19 protein-coding genes are annotated in these 24,243 nt (G+C 45.5%); 9 read left to right on the forward strand and 10 right to left on the reverse strand.

Going from position 1 to position 24,243, the window contains the following annotated elements:
- The first annotated feature begins 16 nt into the window (after positions 1-16).
- Genes AC59JT_RS02460 through rfbA form a run of 3 tightly spaced genes read left to right on the forward strand, consistent with a single transcriptional unit; the run spans position 17 to position 2,614 of the window.
- Entirely contained in the window at positions 17-847 is an 831-nt protein-coding gene (locus tag AC59JT_RS02460) for a 2OG-Fe(II) oxygenase (protein WP_497395779.1), read from the forward strand.
- 40 nt (positions 848-887) lie between these two features.
- On the forward strand, positions 888-1,745 hold the full coding sequence (gene rfbD / locus AC59JT_RS02465) for a dTDP-4-dehydrorhamnose reductase (RefSeq protein ID WP_497395781.1): 858 nt from the start codon (positions 888-890) through the stop codon (positions 1,743-1,745).
- A gap of 11 nt (positions 1,746-1,756) precedes the next feature.
- On the forward strand, positions 1,757-2,614 hold the full coding sequence (gene rfbA / locus AC59JT_RS02470) for a glucose-1-phosphate thymidylyltransferase RfbA (protein ID WP_497395783.1): 858 nt from the start codon (positions 1,757-1,759) through the stop codon (positions 2,612-2,614).
- A gap of 126 nt (positions 2,615-2,740) precedes the next feature.
- Here the strand turns inward: rfbA and miaA are convergent, their stop codons facing one another.
- The 6 genes from miaA to AC59JT_RS02500 form a co-directional block, all read right to left on the reverse strand.
- Positions 2,741-3,658 (reverse strand): tRNA (adenosine(37)-N6)-dimethylallyltransferase MiaA, encoded by a 918-nt coding sequence (gene miaA / locus AC59JT_RS02475; protein WP_497395785.1) that lies wholly within the window; start codon positions 3,656-3,658, stop codon positions 2,741-2,743.
- A gap of 61 nt (positions 3,659-3,719) precedes the next feature.
- Complete coding sequence (locus tag AC59JT_RS02480; RefSeq protein WP_497395787.1) at positions 3,720-4,376, reverse strand: IS1096 element passenger TnpR family protein; 657 nt, start codon at positions 4,374-4,376, stop codon at positions 3,720-3,722.
- A 38-nt stretch (positions 4,377-4,414) separates the two neighbouring features.
- Positions 4,415-5,833: a CCA tRNA nucleotidyltransferase gene (locus AC59JT_RS02485; RefSeq protein ID WP_497395789.1), complete on the reverse strand. Its 1,419-nt coding sequence runs from the start codon at positions 5,831-5,833 to the stop codon at positions 4,415-4,417.
- Between the two features lie 71 nt (positions 5,834-5,904).
- Positions 5,905-6,471 (reverse strand): L-threonylcarbamoyladenylate synthase, encoded by a 567-nt coding sequence (locus AC59JT_RS02490; RefSeq protein ID WP_497395791.1) that lies wholly within the window; start codon positions 6,469-6,471, stop codon positions 5,905-5,907.
- Complete coding sequence (locus tag AC59JT_RS02495) at positions 6,464-7,582, reverse strand: glycosyltransferase family 4 protein (RefSeq protein WP_497395793.1); 1,119 nt, start codon at positions 7,580-7,582, stop codon at positions 6,464-6,466. Before AC59JT_RS02495 ends, AC59JT_RS02490 begins: the two co-directional genes overlap by 8 nt.
- A 78-nt stretch (positions 7,583-7,660) precedes the next feature.
- Complete coding sequence (locus tag AC59JT_RS02500; protein ID WP_497395795.1) at positions 7,661-8,476, reverse strand: 2,3,4,5-tetrahydropyridine-2,6-dicarboxylate N-succinyltransferase; 816 nt, start codon at positions 8,474-8,476, stop codon at positions 7,661-7,663.
- A 315-nt stretch (positions 8,477-8,791) separates the two neighbouring features.
- On the opposite strand from AC59JT_RS02500, the gene AC59JT_RS02505 reads away from it, so the two are divergent.
- From AC59JT_RS02505 to AC59JT_RS02515, 3 genes are all read left to right on the forward strand, one after another.
- The gene (locus AC59JT_RS02505; protein ID WP_497395797.1) at positions 8,792-10,102 is read left to right on the forward strand and encodes a glycoside hydrolase family 140 protein; all 1,311 of its coding nucleotides are present in this window, start codon (positions 8,792-8,794) and stop codon (positions 10,100-10,102) included.
- 329 nt (positions 10,103-10,431) lie between these two features.
- Entirely contained in the window at positions 10,432-11,727 is a 1,296-nt protein-coding gene (locus AC59JT_RS02510) for a biosynthetic peptidoglycan transglycosylase (RefSeq protein WP_497395799.1), read from the forward strand.
- A gap of 168 nt (positions 11,728-11,895) precedes the next feature.
- Positions 11,896-12,309, forward strand: coding sequence for an RNA-binding S4 domain-containing protein (locus tag AC59JT_RS02515; RefSeq protein WP_497395801.1), 414 nt, complete (start codon positions 11,896-11,898; stop codon positions 12,307-12,309).
- 176 nt (positions 12,310-12,485) lie between these two features.
- Here AC59JT_RS02515 and AC59JT_RS02520 read toward each other — a convergent pair whose 3' ends face one another.
- Positions 12,486-12,956, reverse strand: a complete 471-nt coding sequence (locus tag AC59JT_RS02520; RefSeq protein ID WP_497395803.1) for a nucleoside deaminase — start codon at positions 12,954-12,956, stop codon at positions 12,486-12,488.
- A 458-nt stretch (positions 12,957-13,414) separates the two neighbouring features.
- Positions 13,415-14,017 carry an OmpH/Skp family outer membrane protein gene (locus AC59JT_RS02525; protein ID WP_497395805.1) on the reverse strand — a complete coding sequence of 201 codons (603 nt, stop codon included), beginning with the start codon at positions 14,015-14,017 and terminating at the stop codon, positions 13,415-13,417.
- A 241-nt stretch (positions 14,018-14,258) separates the two neighbouring features.
- Between AC59JT_RS02525 and gyrB the strand changes: the two genes are divergently transcribed.
- From gyrB to AC59JT_RS02540, 3 genes are all read left to right on the forward strand, one after another.
- On the forward strand, positions 14,259-16,217 hold the full coding sequence (gene gyrB, locus AC59JT_RS02530; RefSeq protein ID WP_497395807.1) for a DNA topoisomerase (ATP-hydrolyzing) subunit B: 1,959 nt from the start codon (positions 14,259-14,261) through the stop codon (positions 16,215-16,217).
- A 317-nt stretch (positions 16,218-16,534) separates the two neighbouring features.
- Positions 16,535-19,291 carry a TonB-dependent receptor gene (locus tag AC59JT_RS02535; protein WP_497395809.1) on the forward strand — a complete coding sequence of 919 codons (2,757 nt, stop codon included), beginning with the start codon at positions 16,535-16,537 and terminating at the stop codon, positions 19,289-19,291.
- Positions 19,292-19,298: 7 nt separating this feature from the next.
- Positions 19,299-20,075, forward strand: coding sequence for a GLPGLI family protein (locus AC59JT_RS02540; protein WP_497395811.1), 777 nt, complete (start codon positions 19,299-19,301; stop codon positions 20,073-20,075).
- A gap of 88 nt (positions 20,076-20,163) precedes the next feature.
- On the opposite strand, the gene AC59JT_RS02545 is transcribed toward AC59JT_RS02540, so the two are convergent.
- Both AC59JT_RS02545 and tamL read right to left on the reverse strand, forming a co-directional pair.
- Positions 20,164-21,615 (reverse strand): PQQ-dependent sugar dehydrogenase, encoded by a 1,452-nt coding sequence (locus AC59JT_RS02545; protein ID WP_497395813.1) that lies wholly within the window; start codon positions 21,613-21,615, stop codon positions 20,164-20,166.
- A 115-nt stretch (positions 21,616-21,730) separates the two neighbouring features.
- The gene (gene tamL / locus AC59JT_RS02550) at positions 21,731-24,031 is read right to left on the reverse strand and encodes a translocation and assembly module lipoprotein TamL (RefSeq protein WP_497395815.1); all 2,301 of its coding nucleotides are present in this window, start codon (positions 24,029-24,031) and stop codon (positions 21,731-21,733) included.
- Positions 24,032-24,243 lie beyond the last annotated feature (212 nt).

Below are 24,243 nucleotides of genomic sequence, written 5' to 3' on the forward strand. Positions count from 1 at the left end.
CATCAATATTTACTTTATGGATATTCTAAACCCTGAGATAAAGGACCTTAAACAATTAGGTATAGATAAACGTGCCGAATATTTAAATGCCGAGCCTTTTCCCAGTATAGTATTTGATAATTTTTTTAACGAAGAGTTTTTAAGCCAAATAGCCGACGAGTTTCCCGACCTGTCAAAACAACAGGACGTTAAGGTTTATGATAACCAGAACGAGAAAAAGTACGAGGCTAAAGGCGAAAAATATTTTAGCTATAAAACCAAACTCCTTACTCACTATCTAAACTCACAGCCGGTTTTGGAGTTTTTACAGGAGCTTACCGGGATTAAAGAGACCTTGATACCCGATCCTTATTTTAACGGCGGCGGTTATCATGAAATTAAACCCGGAGGCCTGTTAAAGGTGCATGCCGATTTTAACAAGCACGAATTTATGAAGCTTGACAGGCGCATAAATTTATTGGTGTATTTAAACAAAGACTGGGACGAAAGCTATGGCGGGCATTTTGAACTGTGGGATAAAAAAATGACCCGGGCTTACAATAAAGTTTTGCCTGTATTTAACCGCGTAGCCATATTCTCAACCACCGATTTTTCATACCACGGGCATCCCAATCCGCTTACATGTCCGCCAGATAGAAGCCGCAGATCGCTTGCCCTATATTATTACAGTAACGGGCGCCCAAAAAGCGAAATAAGCGATGTGCCGCACGCCACCCTGTTTATGAACCGCGCCGGAATTAATGATGATGTGACCAAGGATCCTTTAAGTGTAAAAGATATTGTGCGAGATATTACGCCACCCATTATTTACCGAACTATCAAAAAGATAGTGAAAGGCGAAGCGTAAAATAATCATCAGCTCATCGTAATTTTAATAATACTCCTGAATGAAAAATATTGTAGTTTTTGGCGCCTCGGGCCAGTTAGGTCAATGCTTAAAGACTGTTGCTAATCAAAAAGGAATTACCGATATCTACTTCCCGCACGAGTCGGAAGCCAATATTTTAGATATACCGGCGCTGGATAAGGTTTTTGAACAATACCAGCCTGCTTATGCTATAAATTGCGCGGCCTACACCGCTGTAGATAAAGCCGAAGATGATGCAGAGCTTGCCGATAAAATAAATCACGTAGGTGCAGCCAACCTTGCCGGGCTATCAAAAAAACATGGTGCGGCCTTAGTTCATATATCAACTGACTTTGTTTTTAAAGGCGATATTGCCCGCCCGCTTACCGAGGCGGATGAGGCTAAACCCATAAGTGTATACGGACAAACCAAACTGGATGGCGAAAAAGCCGTTGCCGCTGTTTTGAACCAACATTTTATCATCCGTACCGGTTGGCTATACTCTGAGTATGCCAATAACTTTGTTAAAACCATGCTTAAGCTGGGTGCCGAGCGCGACCGGTTAAATATAGTTGCCGACCAGATAGGTACGCCAACTTATGCTATTGACCTGGCCGGTTTTGTTTTAGATGTTATTAGTAAACAAAGCAGTGATTTTGGTTTGTACCATTACAGCAACGAGGGCGTAACATCATGGTTTGATTTTGCGCGTGCGGTTTTTGATATATCGGGTATCCGCGTAAAAGCAAAACCTATACGTACAGATGAGTATCCTACTCGGGCAACCCGCCCGGCTTATTCGGTAATGGATAAAAGCAAGACCAAACAAACATTTAACATTGAAATACCGTATTGGAGAGATAGTTTGATACAGTGTATCGAAAAACTTAACTCGTAATAGCAGCATACATGAAAGGAATAATTTTAGCAGGCGGATCTGGCACAAGGCTTTACCCCATAACAAAGGCAATAAGTAAGCAGTTAATGCCTATATATGATAAGCCGATGATTTACTACCCTTTATCGGTTTTAATGCTGGCGGATATTAAAGAGATAATGATCATTACCACGCCCGAGGATAACGAGAGTTTTAAACGATTACTGGGCGATGGTACCGAATTGGGCTGTAAGTTTGAATACGCTGTACAAGCCGAACCTAATGGCCTTGCACAGGCCTTTGTAATTGGCGAAAAATTTATTGGTAATGATAAGGTTGCCCTGGTATTGGGCGATAATATTTTTTACGGGAGTGGTTTCAGCAAACTGGTGCAAAGCTTCAACAATGTAAACGGCGCGGCCGTTTTCGCATACCCTGTGGCCGATCCGGAACGTTACGGCGTGGTGGAGTTTGATAATGATTTTAAGGCGATATCGATAGAAGAAAAACCTGCGGCGCCAAAATCAAACTACGCGGTACCGGGATTGTATTTTTACGACAACACCGTGGTTGAGATTGCCAAAAACCTTAAACCATCTGCCCGCGGCGAATACGAAATAACCGATGTAAACAAGGATTACCTGCAAAAAGGCACCTTACAAGTTGGCGTTATGGACAGAGGCACCGCCTGGTTGGACACAGGTACCTTCGATTCATTAAGCGATGCCAGCGAGTTTGTACGTGTAATTGAAAAACGCCAGGATACTAAAATTGGCTGTATAGAAGAAATTGCCTACCGCATGGGTTTCATCACTAAAGAACAATTAGCCGAGATCGCCAAAAAATATATCAAAAGCGGTTACGGGCAGTATTTGTTGAAGCTGGTTTAAGAAACCTGATAAAAACTCCGTCATTGCGAGCGATAGCGTAGCAATCCCCTATAGAAAAGTATAGCGTAAACCTGTCTATCGGGGATTGCCTCACTCGTACCTCGTTCGCAATGACGTTATAGTTTGCTAATATTTTATTAGTTCGTCCACCTTCTCCGGCGTAACTTCTTCCGGTGCCAGCCAATGCATTTCCTTATCTTTCCTGAACCAGGTTAACTGCCTTTTAGCAAAGTTGCGGGTGTTTTGTTTAATCAATTCAATAGCACGCTCAAGACTGATATTACCATCGAAGTGATCAAACAATTCGCTGTAGCCAACCGTGTTTAAGGCGTTTAAGTGCCGATAGGGTAGCAACGATTTCACTTCAGCTATCAAGCCCGCTTCCACCATCAAGTCAACCCTGCGATTTATTCTGTCATACAAAATCTCGCGAGGAAGATCCAAACAAATCTTTACGGATTTGAATGAGCGTGTATTTGTTTTTGCTTTACGATAAGAAGAGAAGGGGTTGCCCGTTGTTCTGTACACCTCCAAAGCACGTATAATACGTTGAGGGTTGTTTACATCGGCTTCGCTGTAATATACAGGGTCTACCGCTTTTAGCTCTTCCTGTAAAGGCTCAATGCCCTTTGCTTCAAACTCATTATTAAGCTGCCCGCGTATACCGGCATCGGCCTGCGGTATGTCATCAAAACCTTCGCATAAAGCCTTAATATAAAGTCCCGATCCGCCAACTAAAATAACAACATCATGCAGCTTAAACAGTTCATCCAATAAGGCAAGTCCCTGCTTTTCATAATCGCCCACCGAAAAAGGCTCGATTATGCTATGCGAATCAATAAAGTAGTGCTTTGCCGCCGCTAGTTCATCAGCATCGGGTTTGGCGGTGCCGACAGACATCTCGCGGAAAAACTGCCGCGAATCGGCCGATACAATAACCGTGTTATAATGCTGTGCCAGGCGTATAGCCGCAGCCGTTTTGCCCGAAGCGGTAGGCCCGGCAATTACCAGGAGGGCTTTGTTAGTCGATAGTCCATGGTCCATGGTCAATAGTTTTTTGGTTTGATACTATGGTCTATTGACCATGGACTATCGACTTTAAAAATTAATAATCGTCTCGTGATGATGAGCGGCTGTCTTCCTCGTAATTGTCGTCATCGGCAAACTCATTGCCAAATTCATCTTCTTCCTCCTCCTGTTCATCGCTGCTAACGGCTTCGCCGGTTTCGTCAACCTCGCTAAAGTCATCGGTATCTTCCTGGTTCATGCCCATTTCATTCAGGAAGTCGAAATCATCTTTTTCACCCGCAACTGATGCGGCTGCAATAGCTGCTTCGGCTGCGCCGGGAACAAACTGGCGCGGTGCCTCGCCAACAGATTTTACAATGGCAGGATAGGTAACGCCGGGAGTTTCGTCCAGGATGATCTTCACCAGTTCAACATGAAAATCAAACGGGCGATCGAAGTTAAATATGTAGTAAAATTTTTGATGCGGATCATCAATACGGCTGCTAAGCTTTACTTTTTCCATCAAAGCCACACCGCGGTCTATACGGCGTTGGTTGGGCAAATAGGTAATCTCTTCGCCTTTAATCCACTGGTCATTACTGATGTAGAAGGAAGACGGAAATTCGCCGTTATAGCCGGTTGATTTGTGTATCGCTTTATGTAGATCTTCAAACGTTTGATTTGATCTTATGTCGATGTCGCGTGAAACATCGTCATAATCTTCAAATGTAATCTTGAATCTGTATAGTGCCATTTTTGTGCTCGTAGATTTTTTTTGGTAAAAATAATATTTTAATTGATGATTGTGTTTGCCACAACTTTTAAGCCAATTTCTTCGCCGGCCTTTATAGTAAAGCTAATTGCCTCATCGCGCGAGTTCGGAATATCGCCTTCCAGTATCGCTTCGCGTATTTTATTTTTTATAATTCCAACCTCGCGGCCCTCTTTAAGCCCGAATAGCTGCATAATATCTGTACCTGTTACCGGCGGCTGCCAGTTGCGTATGCTGTCGCGCTCCTCAACATCTTTTAATTTTTGTTGAACCAGCTCAAAATTGTTGCGGTACTTTTTAACCTTGTATTCGTTTTTGGTGGTAACGTCTGCTTTACACAACAGCATCAGGCCCTCAATATCATCGCCCGCCTCAAATAACAAACGCCTCACCGCCGAATCAGTAACGATGGATTGCGACAGCACAATAGGGCGTAAATGCAGCTGCACCAGCTTTTGCACCAGCTTCATTTTTTCGTTAAGCGGCAATTTTAGCTGCGCGAATATTTTAGGCACCATGCGGGCTCCGCGATCTTCATGACCATGGAAAGTCCAGCCGTGGCCTTCTTCAAAGCGCTTGGTGGCAGGTTTGGCAATGTCATGCAGTATGGCGGCCCAACGTAGCCAAAGGTCGTCTGTAGTTTCGCAAATGTTATCTAATACTTGCAGGGTATGGTAGAAATTATCCTTATGGCCCTTGCCGTTAATGTACTCAACGCCATAAAGCGTTACCATTTGGGGGAATATTTTATGCAGCAGGCCTGTATCAAACAAATAATTAAAACCGATAGAAGGTTTTGGGGAGAGGATGATCTTGTTCAGTTCATCCGTAATGCGTTCCTGCGAAACAATGCCAATACGATCGACATTGTTTTTGATCGCCTCGACGGCAATTTCGTCTATCTTAAAATCCAGCTGCGTGGCAAACCTGATGGCCCGCATCATACGCAACGGATCATCCGAAAAGGTTTCGATGGGGTTGAGCGGTGTGCGGATGAGTTTGTTCTCCAGGTCCACAATGCCGTTGAAGGGGTCGATGAGTACACCGTACGTGTCCGGATGTAAAGATATGGCCAACGCGTTGATGGTAAAATCGCGACGCTTTTGGTCATCTTCCAGTGTGCCGTCCTCAACGATCGGCTTCCTCGAATCGCGACGATAGGACTCGCGCCGCGCGCCAACGAACTCTACTTCCAGATCATGATATTTTAAGGAGGCGGTGCCGAAGTTTTTGAACACGGCCAGTTTAACATTGAGTTTGGCGGCAATTTTTTCGGCAAATTCGATACCATTACCTATAACTACAATATCAATATCTTTAGATGGGCGCTCCAGGAAAATATCGCGCACAAAGCCACCTATGGCAAAAATTTGCAGGTTGCAATCGCCGGCAATTTTTGATAGTATTTTAAATACCGGGTGTTTCAGGTGTTGTTTCATCCGCGCTTATTCCCTTGTGGAACGGGGCAAAATTAAGGAAATTATTTTTGGTGACGACCCAAAACCAGCAACTAGCGCCTCAAAAACTCAAACTGCCCGCCTGGCGATAAGCGCATAATGGTTGATGGCGTTTTAATTTCTTTGCTATGCTGATCAATATCAACCACATAGTCAACTCCATCAATAACCTCCTGGTCTATCTGCGAAAAATATTGCGGCGAAGGTTTACCACTTATATTTGCCGACGTAGATACCAATGGTTTACGCAATCGCTGGATCAAACCCTGGCAAAACGGATGATCAACCACGCGGATACCCACACTACCATCTCCCGATATTAGTGCCGGCGAAATATTGCGTGCGCCGGGCATTACCAGGGTAAGCGGGTTTTCGGCGTATTCGATCAGGTTATAAGCCAGTTCGGGCACTTCCTGCACATAGCTGGCCATTTTGTTATCTGTATCCAGCAATATGATCATGCTCTTGGCTTCGTCGCGCTGTTTAAGGCGATATATTTTTTGCACGGCTTCGGTATTGGTGGCATCGCAGCCTATGCCCCAGATGGTATCGGTAGGGTATAGGATGATGCCGCCTTCTTGTATAACTTTTAAAGCTTTGGCTATTTCGTCTTTAAGCATGGTTGATGGTTTTATATAAATTCATGAGTTGGGTGGCCAGTTTTTTATCTTCAAAATTGGCAGCGTACTGTAAGCCCTGGGTAATCATATGTTTGGCTAAGGTTTCATCGTTTAATACACGGTTTATTTGGTTTGCCAAAGCTTGATCATCATCAGGATTGACATATAGACTGTCCGGTCCACCGGCCTCTTCCAGGCATGAGCCGGTTGCGGCTACTACAGGTGTGCTGCAATTTAGGGCTTCCAGTATGGGTATGCCAAAGCCCTCGTATCTGGATGGATATACAAATACTTCGGCAAGTTGATATACGGCAGGCAGATCGGCAAATTCAACATTGTGAAGGAACAATACTTTTTCCGCCAGGTTATTGGCTGCCAGATATTGCTTTACCTCATTTAAATACTTTGTCGGTCTGCCCACGACAACTAAGGGTACATCAATATCCCGCATTGCTTTGGCTAACACCATCAGGTTTTTACGCTCCTCTATGGTACCAACGTTCAGAATGAATTTCGCAGGCAATGCGTACTTTTTAACTACAGCCTGCTTTATCGCTTCGCTTTGCGAAACCATAAACGCCGGGTCGCAGCCCTGGCATATTACCTCAATTTTTTGTGGGTCGATGCCGAGTAACGCTACAATATCATCCTTGGTCTTTTGGCTAACTGCGATCACCTTGTCGGCAACGGTACATGCTTTTTGAACTTTGAGCCGGTAAATATTCCTGCTCACCCAACCAAAATATTGCGGGTAACGCATAAATATCAGGTCGTGCACGGTAACTACCGATTTGATCCCGCTTTCGCGAATGCCCAGCGGAAGCTCATTACTCAGGCCATGGTAAATTTCCACCTCATCGCGCAGGAGATCTTGCACAATACCTTTGCTACGCCACCAGGCGGTAATAAGCTTACCTGTTGGCGCTACAGTTTTGATATTGCTAAACTGCTGCAGAAAATCAAGCCGGCCATTGGGTTTAGCCTTTGGCGTGTACAGAAAATATTGATTGGAAGGATAAGCTTCGGCAATGCCTTTAATTAACCAGCGGCTATAGTTACCTAAGCCGGTTGAGTTTAAGAAAGCGCGTTTTGCATCAAATCCTATCTTCATGTTGTGAGATTTGAGATTTGAGATATGAGAAGTGAGACATTAATCTCATATCTCAAATCTCAATACTCATATCTAAACTTATACCGCTACGTTATTTTCGCGTAAGGCATCGTTTAGTGATGTCTTCTTGTCGGTTGACTCTTTGCGGGTGCCGATGATCAGGGCGCAAGGCACCTGGTAATCGCCGGCAGGGAATGATTTGGTATAGCTACCCGGGATAACTACCGAACGCGCCGGAACGCGGCCTTTATACTCAACAGGGGTGCTGCCGGTAACATCGATAATTTTGGTTGAGGCGGTTAACACTACGTTTGCACCCAGTACGGCTTCACTTTCTACGTGAACACCTTCAACCACTATAGCGCGCGAACCCAGGAAACAATTATCCTCGATAATAACCGGGGAAGCTTGTACAGGTTCCAACACACCACCAATACCAACGCCGCCACTTAAGTGAACATGCTTGCCGATCTGCGCGCATGAGCCTACGGTAGCCCAGGTGTCAACCATGGTACCTTCGTCAACATAGGCGCCAATGTTTACATAGCTTGGCATCATGATAACGCCTTTGGCCAAAAACGCACCGTAACGGGCACTGGCACCGGGCACTACACGCACACCACTTGCTTTGTAATTGGTTTTAAGCTTCATTTTGTCATGGAACATAAACGGACCGGCTTTCACCTCTTCCATAGCGCGGATTGGGAAGTACAATATCACTGCCTTCTTGATCCACTCGTTATTGTGCCAGCGGTTACCGATCAATTCGGCAACGCGCATTTCGCCTTTGTCGAGGCGCTCAATAACGGTCTCGATGGCATCCATATATTCAGGGTAATTTAACAGGTTCCTGTCCTCCCAGGCTTGTTCAATGAGTTTTCTAAGATCTTGCATTGGTAATTTAAACTTTGCAACAAATTAAAGAAAATTGTTTGAGATATGAGATGTGAGACGTGAGATATGAGACAATCAACGTTAAAATCATCGTTAATCTCAATACTCAAATCTCACGTCTCGCATCTAGCAGTGTAGCGCTGTATGCGTAGCACGCTACACTGCTACACCTGGTGTAGCGCGCTACAGCGCTTGTTATCAGGGCTTTGAATTTTTTGGTGGCGGTGTTTTGTCAGTACGGGGCGCTACACAATTTTGCGGATGAGCGTTATAAAAACCTGCTGAATTATTATCTTGCTTCTATATCAGCCAATTATGAAGAAACTTTGCCTGTTTATAGCCCTGCTTTTTAACCAGCATGTTGCTAACGCCCAGTTTACGGTGAGCGAGAATAAGCACTACCTGCTAAAAGACGGTAAACCATTTTTTTGGTTAGGCGATACCGCCTGGGAGATATTCGCCAAGCTAACCCGTGAGGAAGCCGACCGCTATCTTACTACACGCGCCAGGCAGGGTTTTACGGTAATACAGTGCGTGGTTGCCGGGCTCGATTCTGTAAGTACGCCCAATGTTTATGGCGAGGCGCCACTGTTCAATAACGATCCGCTGAAACCCAATAACAAGTATTTTGAGCATGCCGACTACATCATTAACAAAGCTACCGAGCTGGGCCTTAACATCGCTTTGTTTCCAACCTGGGCTGCCGGGCCGCAGCGTTTTAATGAGCAGAACGCGGCAGTTTATGGCGAATGGATTGCCAGGCGCTACAAAAAGTACAACAACCTGGTTTGGGTGTTAGGGGGCGACAATCCACCCACCACCATGCCCGTGCCGGTATGGCGGGCAATGGGTAAGGCTATTATGAAGGTTACCGGCGGCAAAGCCATGATCAGTTACCATAGCTGGCCCAACCAGTTGGGCAGCGCGCAGTGGTTCCGTAACGAAAATTGGTTTACTTATAATATGTTTCAAAACGGGCATTGCCGCGATGAGGCTATTTATGATAAAATAACAGACTCGTACAAAGCTACACCTACCATGCCGGTTATTGACGGCGAACCGTTGTATGAAGATCACCCGATATGTTTCCGCGCAGGCGATTTGGGTATTTCAAGCGCGTATGATGTGCGTAAGTACGCTTACCTCGACCTGTTTGCCGGAGCCTTTGGGCATACTTATGGTTGCCACCCCGTTTGGCAAATGTATTCGCCCACGCATCCGGGCATTAATAACCCGCATTTTTACTGGTACGACGCGCTGGAGCTTCCCGGCGCCAAGCAGATGAAACATGTGCGACGATTGATGGAATCACACCCCATAACCGATCGTGTGCCCGATCAGTCTGTATTAGCCGACCCGAACACCCCCGCCTCCGAACGTGTACAAGCTACCCGCGGCGCCGATTATATTTTTGTATACACAGCTGCCGGCCGGCCCTTCACCGTTAAAACATCAGCCATTAGAGTGGGGAAACTAAGAGCCCGCTGGTTTGATCCGCGTGATGGTAAGGTGACGGAGATAGATTTGAGTAAGGTGATTGATTTTAAATTTGCGCCGCCCCGTAAAGGGTATGGGTATGATTGGGTGTTGGTTTTGGATGATGCGAAGAAGGGGTATAAATTGTAGCGTTTCGTTCGCCCTACCCACTCGTCATTGCGAGGAACGAAGCAATCTCTGCGTCGGATAAGGCCGGCTGGAGAGGTTATTACGCACGTATCTTAACTCGCTCATTCGGCGCGGCGATTAGTTACTCTCTTCACTTGTTCAAAGAAAGTAATCAAAGAAACTCGAGCAAAGCTGATGGCTGTCCCGCACAGGCCAGGCCCACCGGCGGCCGGCCTTTGCAAACCTTTGCGCCTATTGTTATTAGGACTTTGCACAGCATTTTATTGAATTATAAATAATTCCTACATTAGGTAAGTAATTTTGACTAATCGTCTGGCTAGATAATCACCTTGGAAAGTAAAGCGGAACAATACTACCCTACATATAAATCAGCAGATAGGGATGTTTTATTGATCGAATTTGAGGAGGCTCAGAAAATTGCGAATGGTCAAACCAAGGTTTATGGGCAAGTAACAAATATTCTACTTGCTGTTGCAACCTTTACTTTCCCTTTTTTCCTAAATGATAATGATAAAAATAGTGACAAGGTTAAAAATTTGTTTGACCTAAATTCAACAGCTTTTGCCTTTGTACTGTTTTTATTTGGAGCTATTATTTTAAGATACTTTGTTGATTTGCAAAAGCAGATTACAATAAACGCGAGAAAAGTCGTGACGCTTAGGACACTGTTGGGACTTGATTACGGACATATTCATTTAACTCTCCCAAATTGGAGAGTTGAGGGAGCTACAAACCCATTTGCTATCAAATATTTTAATGGTTGGCTGGTGTTTAAGACTATGCCATATTGGTTAATAACTGTTACTGTAAATGTAATTTGGTGGTTGTCAGTAAAAGGGAAATCATTAATAGATATACCAATATTAGAATATCATTTCTTATTAAATTGGCATATAGGGAATGTCGTCATCGTTATTGCGTATACCTTGATTTTCAGACATAACTTAAATGATCGACATGAGACAACCTATTTGAACTTGACGAAATTTGTATTTTCTGTGCTTAGGCTGAAATTCGTTGATAATTTTGAGTATATAATATATAGAGCCAAGTTGTCGTATATTGAATTAGATAGGCTTAAAGTTAACTATGAACCTTTGCTTAAGATTTTAATTGATGTTGAAGATGGCAGATATTATAAAAATAGCGGGTTTTCAGTTAAGTCATTGATCCGTGGCGCATTGAGTAGGTTTGCTTTTTTTCGAAAAAAGTATGGGTACATTGAGCATGGGGGATCGACTATAACAATGCAATTAGCCAGATCTTTATTTATTCCATCCAACCAAAATAAATATTTAAGAAAGCTCGCTGAGATATCTTTATCAATTTGGTTAAATAAGCAATTCGATAAAAAAGAACTTCTGAAGTTATACGCTTCTTCCGTAAGATATGAGAGAGGGGTTTTAGGGCTTGCTAATGCGATAAAGTATTTTTTTGGCGACTTAAAAGATAAAGAATTAACGAACGAAGAAGCATTTTTTTTAGTGGAGCGCCTGTCGAATGTAAGCTCGACTGTTAACCGGACTAGAATAAATTACCTAACTAGAAGATTAAGCCAGCCAATTAACGCCAATGAATTGGCGCTCATTTACGATAAACAAATCGGAGACGGTCGCTTGCGTTAATGATTAACTTTTGCTTACTGGTCTTTATTGAGTAACTGCGCCTCCGCGGCGAAGAGCGGGGCAAGCCATGTGAGTGAGGGGCCTGAACAAAGCGCTTAGCTCACGTAGAGATTGCTTCGTTTCTCGCAATGACGATTTTGGGTAAATTCCGTATTTTTGCCTTTCATTATGCCCGAAAAAGAAAAACTCCGAATAGATAAATACCTGTGGTCCATCCGCATGTTTAAAACCCGTTCGCTGGCTACTGATGCCTGCCGGGCCGGGCGTGTAAAGCTGGATGGCAATAATATTAAACCCGCGCATGAAGTAAAAGTGGGGGAGACTTACCAGATATCAAAAGGTCCCGACAGGAAAATAATCAAAGTATTAAGCCTGCTGGAAAACCGCGTTGATGCCAAAAAAGCCGTTGAGCACTACGAGGACCTTACCCCGGTTGAACAAACGGCCGGCTTTAAATCCATGTTTCATGCGCCGATGCTGAAGCGGGATAGGGGGGCGGGAAGGCCGACAAAACGTGATAGAAGAGAAGTTGATGGGTTGCAGGAGGGGTATTTTGAAGGTAAAGAGGAGACGGAAGAATAACACACGCACACACGTCATAGCGAGCGTTAGCGTAGCTATCCCCGAGCGCTTAGTCACCTTTCTGTAGGGGATTCCGACGCTCGTTCCTCGCTCGGAATGACGTGCGGGATGCTAGTCTCGCGCCAGCCACAAAATCAAAGCCCTCCCCCTCGGGGAGGGTTGGGAGGGGTTATGGGTCAATACTCCGCCTTCCCCTCAAACTCGCTCCACAGTTTAAACGTACCCAAAGCTTCATCGCGCAGTAATTGCACTGCGGGGAGTTTGCGTTGGTCCATCGACTTGTCAAGCTCCTCATAAATAAACTGATCATCAAAGCCAATTTCGGCAGCATCGTGCTTGGTGTTGGCGTAGTAAATTTTATCAATGCGGGCCCAGTATATGGCGGCCAAGCACATGGGGCAGGGTTCGCAGCTACAGTATATTTCGCAGCCTGCTAAACTATAGTTTCCCAGTTCCTGGCATGCCAGCCGTATGGCGCTTACCTCGGCATGGGCAGTTGGATCGTTAGTAGGTACCACGCGGTTACCGCTGCGGGCCACCACCATACCATCTTTTACAATAACGGCACCAAACGGGCCGCCGGCATTTTCTTTCACATTATGGTCGGCAAGGGCAATAGCCATGCGCATGTAGTCTTCGTGTTGCATTTTAGTATTGAGTAGCTAGTATCAAGTATCAAGATATATATTTAACCATGGGCGCGACATCTTGTTTATCCGCCAGAATAAAAAAACTTTCCGTTTCAGCAGGGTCTCCTGAATAGGGACCCTGCGTCGGGGTTGACCGGCATCGCAGGTTCCTCTCCGAGAGACCCTGCTGAGACGAAACTTACCAATACACACACCTACACATGCACGTCATAGCGAACGTAGTGTAGCTATCCCCTAGCGCTCAGTGACCGTTCTGTCGGGGATTCCGACGCTCGTACCTCGCTCGGAATGACGTGCAGGGTGGAGGCCGCCCGCCACAAATCAAAAGCCCTCCCCCTCGGGGAGGGTTGGGAGGGGTGAAAAACAAAACCCCGACCATAAGCCGGGGTTTTAAATATGTTTATTGAAGCGCCAGGCATCTGCATATCTGCACATCCCCGCATCCGCACATCAAATTATTTTTTGTCTTTCGCGTAAGCTTCGTTCAAACGTTTAATAACGTCGCCGGTTACGTCTAAAGCAGCATCGCCGTAAATAACGGTTGGGTTAGCTTTTGAGTAGGTTAAAACCAGTTTGTAACCTTTTTCTTTAGCGTAGGTTTTAGCAAAATCAGCAATTTTATCATACAGCTTGTTGTTTTCGCTGCCCTGCTCGTTCTGGAATTCGGCACCTGCGTTTTGCGAGTAAGTTTGCAATTGTTGTTGCTCGCGGGCTAAACGCTGCTCGGTAGCCTGGCGCTGATCGGCCGCCATAGTTTGCGCGTTTTTTTGATACTCCGCAACCTGGCGTTGAAAGCTTTGGCCTTTAGCAGCCAGGTCGCTTTGCGTGGCTTTGCCTTTATCTTCCAGGCGTTTGGTAACATCACGGGCATATTCGTATTTAGCTAATACGGTGTCCGAGTTTATAAATACTATAGTTTCGGCATTGGCAGCAGCAGCCGTTGTGGCGCCAGTGGTAGTAGTGGTTGCAGCAGGTTTGTTGTTATTGCAGGCTGCAACGGTTGCTGCAACGGCCAAACCCAAAGTAATTTTTGTTAAAATAGAACCTGAAGTTTTCATTAATATGGTTTGTTTTGTTGGTTTTGATGATCGCTCCCGGCCCTTCATTTCAGCAGCACGCAGGTCATCAGTTTTTTAATTAAATTTCCACAAATATAAACTTTCAACCTAACTATCCTAATATTAATAATCGGAGTTATTAACTACATTCAAGTTACCAACAATGGTAAAAATGTGCGGCAAATTTCGTATTTTTGTATGTTAAGATCTTTTTTAAAAAGGCGATTGTTGCTAACCAAATATGAGCGAAGAAAATTTAGACAAATCCAACTATTCGGCGGATAATATACAGGTTTTAGAAGGTTTAGAAGCGGTGCGTAAGCGCCCATCCATGTACATTGGCGATACCGGCGTTAAAGGTTTGCACCACCTGGTTTATGAGGTGGTTGATAACTCGATAGATGAGGCCCTGGCCGGTCATTGCGACACCATTAACGTGACCATACACGAGGGTAACTCCATTACTGTTGTTGATAACGGCCGTGGTATCCCGACAGGTATCAATACTAAAGAACAAAAATCGGCGCTTGAAATTGTAATGACCGTATTACATGCCGGTGGTAAGTTTGATAAAGACACTTACAAGGTATCGGGCGGTTTGCACGGTGTGGGTGTTAGTTGCGTTAACGCGCTATCTATCCACATGAAAACCGTGGTACACCGCGAAGGTAAAATATTTACCCAGGAGTACTCGGAAGGTAAGCCTTTGTTCGAGGTGAAGGAGATAGGCGTATCTGACAAAACAGGTACCATACAAACTTTCCAGCCGGATGCTACCATATTCACCATGACCACCGAGTATAAGTTTGATACTTTGGCGGCCCGTTTGCGTGAGTTGGCTTTCCTTAATAAAGGCATTCGCCTAACACTAACCGACGAGCGTGACGTTTTGGAGGATGGTTCATTCCTGAGCGAAGAGTTTTACTCTACCGGTGGTTTGAGCGAGTTTGTTAAGTTTTTGGATGGTACCCGTACCTCTATCATACCCGAGCCAATTTATGTTGACGGTATAAAACAAGGCATACCTGTTGAGCTGGCTTTGCAGTATAATGATACTTATAGCGAGAACGTTTTCTCGTATGTAAATAATATTAATACCCATGAGGGCGGTACACACGTTGCGGGTTTCCGCCGTGGTTTAACCCGTACCTTAAAAAGCTATGCCGATAAAGAAGGTTTATTAAAAAACCTGAAGGTAGAGATAACCGGTGATGACTTCCGTGAGGGCTTAACGGCTATTATCTCGGTAAAAGTACAAGAGCCTCAGTTTGAGGGCCAAACCAAAGGCAAGCTGGGTAACAACGAAGTAATGGGCGCGGTTGACCAGGCCGTAGGCGAAATTTTAGGTAACTATCTTGAGGAGCACCCTAAAGAGGCCCGCATGATAGTAAACAAAGTAGTACTGGCCGCTACGGCACGTGCCGCGGCGCGCAAGGCCCGCGAAATGGTGCAGCGCAAAAGCGTGATGAGTGGCTCGGGTTTACCGGGCAAGCTATCAGACTGTGCCAACAGCGACCCGGCATTATGCGAGATATACCTTGTCGAAGGGGACTCGGCGGGTGGTACTGCCAAGCAGGGCCGTAACCGCGAATACCAGGCTATTCTTCCGCTACGCGGTAAAATACTGAACGTAGAGAAGGCTATGGAGCACAAGATATACGAGAACGAGGAGATCAAAAACATGTTTACCGGCCTGGGCGTAAGCCGCGGTACACCTGAGGATGATAAGGCCTTAAATATAACCAAGCTGCGCTACCACAAAATAGTGATCATGACGGATGCTGACGTGGACGGTTCGCACATTACCACGCTTATCCTTACGTTCTTCTTCCGTTACATGAAAGAGCTGATAGAGGCAGGTTACGTATATATTGCATCGCCACCACTGTACCAGGTTAAAAAGGGCAAAGAAGCCATTTACGCCTGGAACGATGAGCAACGCGACATTGCTATACAAAAACTAAAAGGTGCGGGTAAAGAAGAAAGCGTAAACGTACAACGTTACAAAGGTTTGGGTGAGATGAACGCCGAGCAGCTTTGGGAAACCACCATGGACCCTGCCCGCCGTACCTTGAAAAAAGCCACTATTGAAAACGCTGCCGAGTGCGACCACACCTTCTCGATGCTGATGGGTGACGAGGTAGCACCACGCCGCGCCTTTATCGAGAAAAACGCGAAATACGCGAGAATAGATACGTAAGAGGATTTCGAATTTCGAATGTTCAATTTCGAATTTTGAATGTCTGATAATTAAAGCCGCCTTTAAACAGGGCGGCTTTTTTGCTTAATGCACCTGCGCGCGCCGGCCTGTCATCCTGAGCTCCGTCGAAGGGTGAGCGTAAAGGCCCTTGTCCACATGCTTCGAGTGCTTCAGCATGACACCAGTTTGTTTGTTGCGCCTCTGGCTTTTTCTGCCTTTAAAGCTTTATAACAAACTATTTACAATGTTAAATTTTGTTAAACCGATGTATTACTAAAATTTTAGTTATACATTAGTCTTAACCTTAAACCCATGTTATGAGACTAACCATCTTCACAATTTTTATTGTCTTGGTATCTGTTTTTTCTGTGCGGGCGCAAACTACCTATACGGTAAAGGGCTCCACTATTGATACCGTTTTAAAAACCCGTTTAACCACAACGGTAACTATCCTAAACGCAAAGGATTCCATTTTGCGAAAGTTTACCCATTCGGCACCCGATGGCTCGTTTTCCATGAGCGGCTTACCCGCGGGCAATTACCTGTTGCTGGTAACCTACCCAGACTATGCGGATTACATTGACGGCTTTACGCTTGACCCGGCCAGGAAGGAGTATGATTTTGGCAACATCAGCATGAGCCCTAAGTCGCGCATTTTGCAGGAGGTGATCATCAAAGGCAAAGCCAGCCTGCTTAAACTAAAAGGCGACACCACCGAGATCAACGCCAAGGCGCTGGTTATCCAACCCAACTCAAAAGTAGAGGACTTGTTAAGGCAGGTGTCGGGCATGGAGGTTGATAAGGATGGCAAGATAAAATACCAGGGCGAGGCCATTAATAAGGTACTGGTAGACGGCGAGGAGTTTTTTGGCGACGACCCCACACTGGTTACCAAAAACATCCGCGGCGATATGGTGGATAAATTCCAGATATACGATAAAAAAAGCGACCAGGCCACCTTTACGGGTATTGACGACGGTATAAAAACCAAAACCCTTAACGTTAAGCTTAAAGAGGATAAAAAGAAAGGCGTTTTTGGCAAAGTGATAGCAGCCGGCGGCACCAAAGGTTTTTACGAGGGCCAGGCCATGTATAACATGTTCAGGGCTAAAAGTAAATTTTCGGTATACGGCATTACCTCCAACGATGGTAAAATGGGCCTTGGTTTTGCCGAAAGCAGTAAACTGGGTACAACCAGTAACGTACAGGTAATGGATGGCGGCGGCATAGCCATATTTGGGGGCGGCGATGATATGGACTATTATAATGGTCGTGGTTTGCCTACAGCCCGCTCAGGTGGCGCACATTATGATGGCAAATGGAATAACGATAAAGAATCTATCAATGCCAATTATAAAATTGGTTCGGTAAACCTGTATACCGAGCAAGACGGTACTTCGCAAACCAACTACGGTTCGGTTATAAAAAATACCGTGTCGGGCGATAAGACCGATAACAACTCTTTCCGTCAAAAACTGGATGCAACCTATCAAAATACGCTGAGCCCAACGGCCAACTTAAAGGTTGACATAAGCGGCAACATCAGGAACACCGACAGGCAAAGCAATTCGGCAAGCACGGTTACTGATGGTGACGGTAACCTGTTAAACAGGCGTACGGATAATAACACCAGCAACGGAGAGGCAAAAGCTATTACCACAGGTGTATTTTACAGCAAAAAACTTAAAAAAGACGGCCGTACCTTTTCATGGGACGTCAACCAAACCTACAGTGAGAACCGTAGCACTGCTTACCAAAGGACTGAATTGTTTGTAGCTTCAACCGCTACAGATAGTTTGACCGACCAGTACAAACCCACTTTTTCAAAAAGTTTTGTATTAAATAACAGCATAACCTACACCGAGCCGCTTTCAAAAAAATTCGCGCTTACGGTTAACTATGGTATGCAAATAAATAACAGCTCGCAGGATCTGCTGTCGTACAACGCGTCTGCACCGGGTCAATACAATATCCTCGACCCAACAGTTAGTAACAGCTATACCCTTAACCAGCTTGCAAACCAGGTAGGCCTTAATTTTAACTACCACACGGCAAAAACCTTGTTAATATTTGGTACCAACGCCGCGGCGGTAGGGTATAAGCAGGTAAACCAGTTTAACGGCAACGTGTTTCATCGCAATTTTATAAACTGGCGCCCGTCAGTAAGGTATCAGTATAAAATAACTACCTCAAAAACCCTTAACATCAATTACAACGGTAGTAACACGCAGCCAACCATTAACCAGATACAACCCCTACGCTCAAATGCCGATGTAACAAACATTACGGTAGGTAACCCTAACCTGCGCCCAACTTTTAACAATAATTTAAATGTGTCATACAGTGCTGTGCAGCAGTTAAAAAACCAGTTTTTTTCAATGTCGGGTAATTTCGGGTACGTAACCAATCCTATAGTTTACCGCACTAGTTATGATGCTACAACCGGTAAATCTGTTAACCAGTTTGTTAACCTGGCAGATAAGGCACAGATCAATTACGGTGCCTTTGCCTATTTTAACCGGCCGGTACTGGGGATGAGCGGAGGCTTGAATGTTAGTACCAACGGCAATATAAGTTACAGCTATATTGGTAACGACCTGCGAAAAACCGTAAACACCAGCTATAATTTTGGTATTAATGGCGGTAAGTATAAAGCAAACAAGTATAGCATCAGTTTTAACGGCGGGCCTAACTACACGTTTAGCAAAACAGAGGGTTCAACCATAAATGCCAACGCGGCGGGTGCCAATGGCTTTGTTTATGGCCAGCTGTTCCTGCCGGCTTCATTCCAGTTAACCACAAACTTAAATTACAACTACCGGGCTAAAACCGAGCAGTTGCCATCGCAGTCTGTAACTAACTGGACCGCTACTTTTGGCAAAACCTTCCTCAAAGAGAAAAACCTGAAGGTTGACCTGAGCGCCAATAACATTCTTGACCAAGTGCAAATATTCCGGAACCAAAGTGCCAACGTGATAAGCCAAACTAACTATAATACCATCCGCAGGTATTTTTTACTAACCGTAAGCTGGGATTTTACCAAATTCGGCACCTCAACTGATGATAAAAAATAGACGACCCATGAAAACCATCATAGCATTATTTATCAGCTTATTTACCTGCGGAACTATATTCGCGCAGCAAAAAGCCATAAAAAGCGGCACTATTGAGTACGATAGAAGCCTGAACACCTTTGCCATAGGCCAACAAATGCTGAATCAAAACGGCGGCACATTTCGCGACCTGATGAGCCAGGCGTTTGATCAGTTTAAAAAAACAAAGCCACAGTTTTTGGTAAGCAAAAGCAAACTGGTGTTTAATAACAACAAATCATTATTTACCCCCGAACCACCTACAGAGGCCCCGGCTGTTTTTATGAACCCGCCGCTTACCAATCAGATCAATACCGTTTACACGGATGGAACGGCCAACAAACGCGTAATACAAAAAGACGCGGTAGGCGAAACTTTTTTAGTGACCGACAGTGCCAGCAAAATTGTATGGAAACTTACCGATGAAACCCAGGAAATAGCCGGCTACACTTGTCGTCGCGCGAATGGATTGATATTAGACTCGGTATATGTAGTGGCTTTTTATACTGATAAGATATGGATGAGCGGCGGTCCTGAATCATTCTCGGGTTTACCGGGTATGATATTAAAACTGGCCCTGCCCAAAGAACACGTTATCTGGACGGCCATCAAAGTAACTGTTGCCGATGTGCCTGAAGCTACCATCGTTCCGCCTAAAAAAGGGAAACCCCAAACCGGCAAAGAATTATTTAAAATGTTAAAAGAATTTACCGACAAACGCGGCGGAACAGCCGGTAACCAGATGTTAAAGATATTTGTGCTGTGACGATTCTGCAGAGCAAAAAAGCCGCCCTCTTTCGGGGCGGCTTTTTTGTTGATGTGTAGAGACGCATTTTGCGTCTACCGGATGCATTCTAATTCCGTGTAGATGTCAACTTCCTGTTTGCGATGATATAATTCGCCAGTTTATCAATATCAGCTTTGCTGATGGCGCCGTTCCAGGCGGGCATGCCTTTGTCCAACACGCCGTTGGTTATGGTTTTGATGAGGGCTGCTTTAGTAGCGCCATGTACCATTTTAGCGCTAAGCAGGCTTGGTCCTTTATCAGTACCGCGCAATTTGGCATCGTGGCAACTGGCACACATTTGTTGAAACAGGATAGCCGGCGTTGTTTTAACAGGCGTTTTTTGCGCTACGGTATTGGCTATGATCTTCTCTGAAGATAGCGCCACATTTTTACTTCCCGCTGGACGAAGGCGCAATACCATATCATCACCCGGGCGGGGTTTGCCTTCGCCGGGATCTACCATGGAGGTGGAGAAATACAGGTAGCCATCCGGTCCCTGCGCCACGCAGCGTATGCGGCCGAAATGTTTTTTAAACAACATTTCCTGGTTTACTATTTTATCTCCGTCGAGGGTTACTTTCAATATGCCCTCGCCGCGCAGGCAGGCTACCAGTAGGCGGTTTTTAAGATCAGGGAACTTGTCGCCGGTGTAAAATATGGTGCCGCTGGGGCCTATGGATGGGCTGAACTCGGCGATAGGGGTGATCATGCCCCCGCGGGTTTGTTGGTGGTGAATAAGCGGCCAACCATAGTTTTGACCTTTGCGGATAATATTGATCTCGTCACCCCCGGTAGGCCCATGCTCGGTAGCGAAGATGGTGTTGCTGCCGGGTTGGAACGCGAAGCCCTGCGGGTTGCGGTGACCGTAGGTAAATACATCCTTTTTAGCCGTGTCGTTATTAATGAAAGGGTTATCAGGCGGGATACTGCCATCATCGTTCACCCTTAAAATTTTACCGTTGTAGGTTTTCAGATCCTGCGACAGGATAGCCTGGTCGGCATCGCCGGTGGTGATGTAGAGCTTACGGTCGGGGCCGAAAACCAGGCGGCAGCCGGTGTGGTTTTGGTTGGCAGGTATACCATCGCGAATTACTAAAGGTTTCAGCAACGTATCGCTCCTGAACTCGTAACGCACTATCTGCAGGCGGATGCCGTTACCTTCGTTATAATTATTGGCCATATAGATGTAACGGTTAGTTGCAAAATCAGGGTGAAGTACCAAGCCAAGCAAACCGGTTTTATTGCGCTGCGGAATGTCGCGCACCACAAAAGCAGGTTTATCCGCCAGTTTACCGTTACGGTAGATGCGCAACTTGCCACTACGTTCGGTAAACAGCATGGTGTTATCCGGCAGGAAAAGAATTTGCCAAGGCACCACCAGGTTTTTAGCCAGCGTATCCACCTGGTAACCCAAAGTATCAGCCAAAGGAATATTGTCGCTGCTTTTTTTGTTACCTACAAAAGCGCTTAACGCAACTGCGAACAGGCCCAGGGCCATCAGCCATTTACTATTTTTCATAACCAATTTTGTATCATAAACTTAACAAAAAAAGCGATGAAAATTTCACCGCTTTAAGTATCATTAAATCAATAATTACTCACTCATTCACTAAATCCATCCTTCACTCATTAAATTAAAACGGATATCCTATCGCTAAGTTAAACACCAGATTCTGGCTGCGCCAGGCGCTGCTACCGAAATCGATTTGATTGATCACCCAGCGCTGTCCGTCGGGCAACCATGGTTTGCGCAGCGGGAAGCCCAGGTCGGTACGTAATACCAGCACCGTTGCGTCAAAGCGTAAACCTACACCGGCATCCACCGCCAGTTCTTTAAAGAAAGTTTTGCCAAAGGCTGCGCCCGGCAGGCCCGCCTGCGATTTTACGTTCCAGATGTTACCGGCGTCAATAAATACCGCGCCGCGTACGATGCTGAATAGTTTTGGTCGCCACTCTACGTTAGCTTCCAGTTTAATATCGCCCGATTGATCTGGCAGGAAGCCGTTCTTTGAACGCAAGCTATCCGGGTAGTAGTAAGTGCCCGGGCCTAATGATCGTGCCCTAAAACCTCTTAAACTGTTTGTACCGCCGATAAAGAACTGTTGGGTGTATGGCAGCAGGGTGGAGTTGCCATAAGGCACACCCACACTGGCAATAGCACGGAACGCGAAGCTGCTGCCAGGACCGGTTTTATGGTAAAAGCGGAACTCATTCTCCAGTTTAAAATACTGGTTAAACGGCGTGCCGAATATATTGCGCACTTTACCTGCCAGCGTATCGGCGCCGGTTATTAAACCCGTTAATGCGGCCGACCAGCTAATTTTAGCGTTCCAGAAAAAAGTGTTCTGGCGCCATTCGTCCATTGTATTGGTGTAAGTATAGCTGTAGCTTGGGCCAAAAGTTAATTGTTTATCAATTACGTGGGCCAAAGCAGGGTTGCCGTTGCTGGCTATGCTGTCGCGATATTCCTGGGTTACGTTGTGCGGCCTTACATAAGTGATGTTGATCAGGTTTAGATCATGCTGGCGTTTTGGATCTGATTTCCATGAGTAACCGAACGAACCGTTAAACGAGTGCAAGGTATACAGCTGCGTACGGTTAGTAATGGTAAAGCCCAGTGTTAAGTTGGTATGTGGTATGTAAGCGTTATCCTGCCTAAACTCCACCGGGCTTATAAAACGCGGCCATGATAAAGTACCTGTAGCGCCTAATTGGTATACATTATAGCCGCTGCTTTGGCCCGAGTATTGTACATCGGTACTTCCAAATACGCCCAGGGTTAAAGTCTCGGCACCTTTAAAAGCGTTACGGTTCCGCCAGTTAATATTTACCTGTGTACCCAAATAGTTGGCCGATGTGGTTCTGCCTAACACATCCAATTGCAACGATTTTTTAGGGTATTTAGTCAGGAAGTAATACACATCCAGTTTTGATGAATCTTTGGATACATCCTCAAACCTGTTCTTTACATATTTAAACGGACCGAGGTTAACGAAACGGTTCAAGCTGTTGTTATGTTCGGTACGGTTATAAACTTCGCCCGGTTGCAGTAAAACCGTGTTTTTAAAAGCCATAGGGCGGATGGTTTTACGCGGGTCGATAACATTGTACCAACGATATTTTTCAGCCGAATCCAACTTTAACGAAGTATCGCGCAGGGTATAGCTAGGGTAAACGTAAATGTTGTTAATGGTGTAAATGCGTTTGGCCTTATCGGCGGTTTCGTTTTTAACCTTCATGGTCAGGTCAACCTTATGGTCGCCCACCGTACTATCCACGCGGATGATCAGGTCCTCGGCCGAGAAATAATAAAAACCTTCTTCCTTTAAACGAGCATCAATACGCAGGCGCTCGTTTTTGATCACGTCCAGGTTATACTTGTCTCCAACTTTTAACAATGATTTTTTGGAGGTTCCGGCAACGGCGGTATCCAAACTTCCTTTATCGGTAGGGAAGGTAAGGTTCCTGATCTGGTAAGCTGGTCCGGTTAGTACAGAGAATACCGCCTTAGCCGTTTTGTTTTTGCTCACGGTATCGCCACTTACCTGCGCCTGGAAATAGCTAATGTTTTGCAGGCGATTGGTCAACACAGCGCTGTTTTTTTCCAAATCGACAGCGCTAACCAACACAGGCGGTTCGCCAAACTTGGTGTTCAGCCAGTGCTTTAAACCTTTTTGTTTGGTGGTGCGGGTTTTATTGTAGATCCACAATTTTATGCGCAGGCCCAGTATAGAACCATTTGGTTTTGGGCGAAGCAGTTCTTTTAGTTCGCCCTCGATTACTTTCTTGTCGCTTTTGCTTACCGTAGCGTTGGTATCAATAACTTTTACCTCGCCGCCGGTATATAGTTTTTGCCCTGCAGGCAAAAATTTGGTGTTACTGCAGGCCTGTAGTACCAGCGTAAGTATGAGTAGGTATGTTAGTTTTTTTATCATGGGTTAACCCTTTGTAATTATGTATATCAACGTGGGGTGGTTGTCACCCTGAGCTCCGTCGAAGGGGGGAGCGCAGAGGCCTTTGCCCACATGCTTCGACAGAGCTCAGCATGACACCCGGCGCGCACTGTTGTTTGTTTCTTTTGTTCGTAAGCGGGGGTATGTCACCCTGAGGCACTCGAAGAGTGGGGGCAAAGGCCCACCGCGCATGC

Source organism: Mucilaginibacter sp. A3364, from assembly GCF_059690715.1.

Excerpts from the sequence above, each read along its gene's own strand:
- AC59JT_RS02495 (WP_497395793.1), bottom strand. The coding sequence starts at position 7,582 with ATGAAGATAGGATTTGATGCAAAACGCGCTTTCTTAAACTCAACCGGC.
- rfbD (WP_497395781.1), top strand. The coding sequence starts at position 888 with ATGAAAAATATTGTAGTTTTTGGCGCCTCGGGCCAGTTAGGTCAATGC.
- AC59JT_RS02525 (WP_497395805.1), bottom strand. The coding sequence starts at position 14,017 with ATGAAAACTTCAGGTTCTATTTTAACAAAAATTACTTTGGGTTTGGCC.
- AC59JT_RS02515 (WP_497395801.1), top strand. The coding sequence starts at position 11,896 with ATGCCCGAAAAAGAAAAACTCCGAATAGATAAATACCTGTGGTCCATC.
- tamL (WP_497395815.1), bottom strand. The coding sequence starts at position 24,031 with ATGATAAAAAAACTAACATACCTACTCATACTTACGCTGGTACTACAG.
- AC59JT_RS02535 (WP_497395809.1), top strand. The coding sequence starts at position 16,535 with ATGAGACTAACCATCTTCACAATTTTTATTGTCTTGGTATCTGTTTTT.
- rfbA (WP_497395783.1), top strand. The coding sequence starts at position 1,757 with ATGAAAGGAATAATTTTAGCAGGCGGATCTGGCACAAGGCTTTACCCC.
- AC59JT_RS02490 (WP_497395791.1), bottom strand. The coding sequence starts at position 6,471 with ATGCTTAAAGACGAAATAGCCAAAGCTTTAAAAGTTATACAAGAAGGC.
- AC59JT_RS02505 (WP_497395797.1), top strand. The coding sequence starts at position 8,792 with ATGAAGAAACTTTGCCTGTTTATAGCCCTGCTTTTTAACCAGCATGTT.
- AC59JT_RS02460 (WP_497395779.1), top strand. The coding sequence starts at position 17 with ATGGATATTCTAAACCCTGAGATAAAGGACCTTAAACAATTAGGTATA.
- AC59JT_RS02520 (WP_497395803.1), bottom strand. The coding sequence starts at position 12,956 with ATGCAACACGAAGACTACATGCGCATGGCTATTGCCCTTGCCGACCAT.
- miaA (WP_497395785.1), bottom strand. The coding sequence starts at position 3,658 with ATGGACCATGGACTATCGACTAACAAAGCCCTCCTGGTAATTGCCGGG.
- AC59JT_RS02480 (WP_497395787.1), bottom strand. The coding sequence starts at position 4,376 with ATGGCACTATACAGATTCAAGATTACATTTGAAGATTATGACGATGTT.
- AC59JT_RS02545 (WP_497395813.1), bottom strand. The coding sequence starts at position 21,615 with ATGAAAAATAGTAAATGGCTGATGGCCCTGGGCCTGTTCGCAGTTGCG.
- gyrB (WP_497395807.1), top strand. The coding sequence starts at position 14,259 with ATGAGCGAAGAAAATTTAGACAAATCCAACTATTCGGCGGATAATATA.
- AC59JT_RS02485 (WP_497395789.1), bottom strand. The coding sequence starts at position 5,833 with ATGAAACAACACCTGAAACACCCGGTATTTAAAATACTATCAAAAATT.
- AC59JT_RS02540 (WP_497395811.1), top strand. The coding sequence starts at position 19,299 with ATGAAAACCATCATAGCATTATTTATCAGCTTATTTACCTGCGGAACT.
- AC59JT_RS02500 (WP_497395795.1), bottom strand. The coding sequence starts at position 8,476 with ATGCAAGATCTTAGAAAACTCATTGAACAAGCCTGGGAGGACAGGAAC.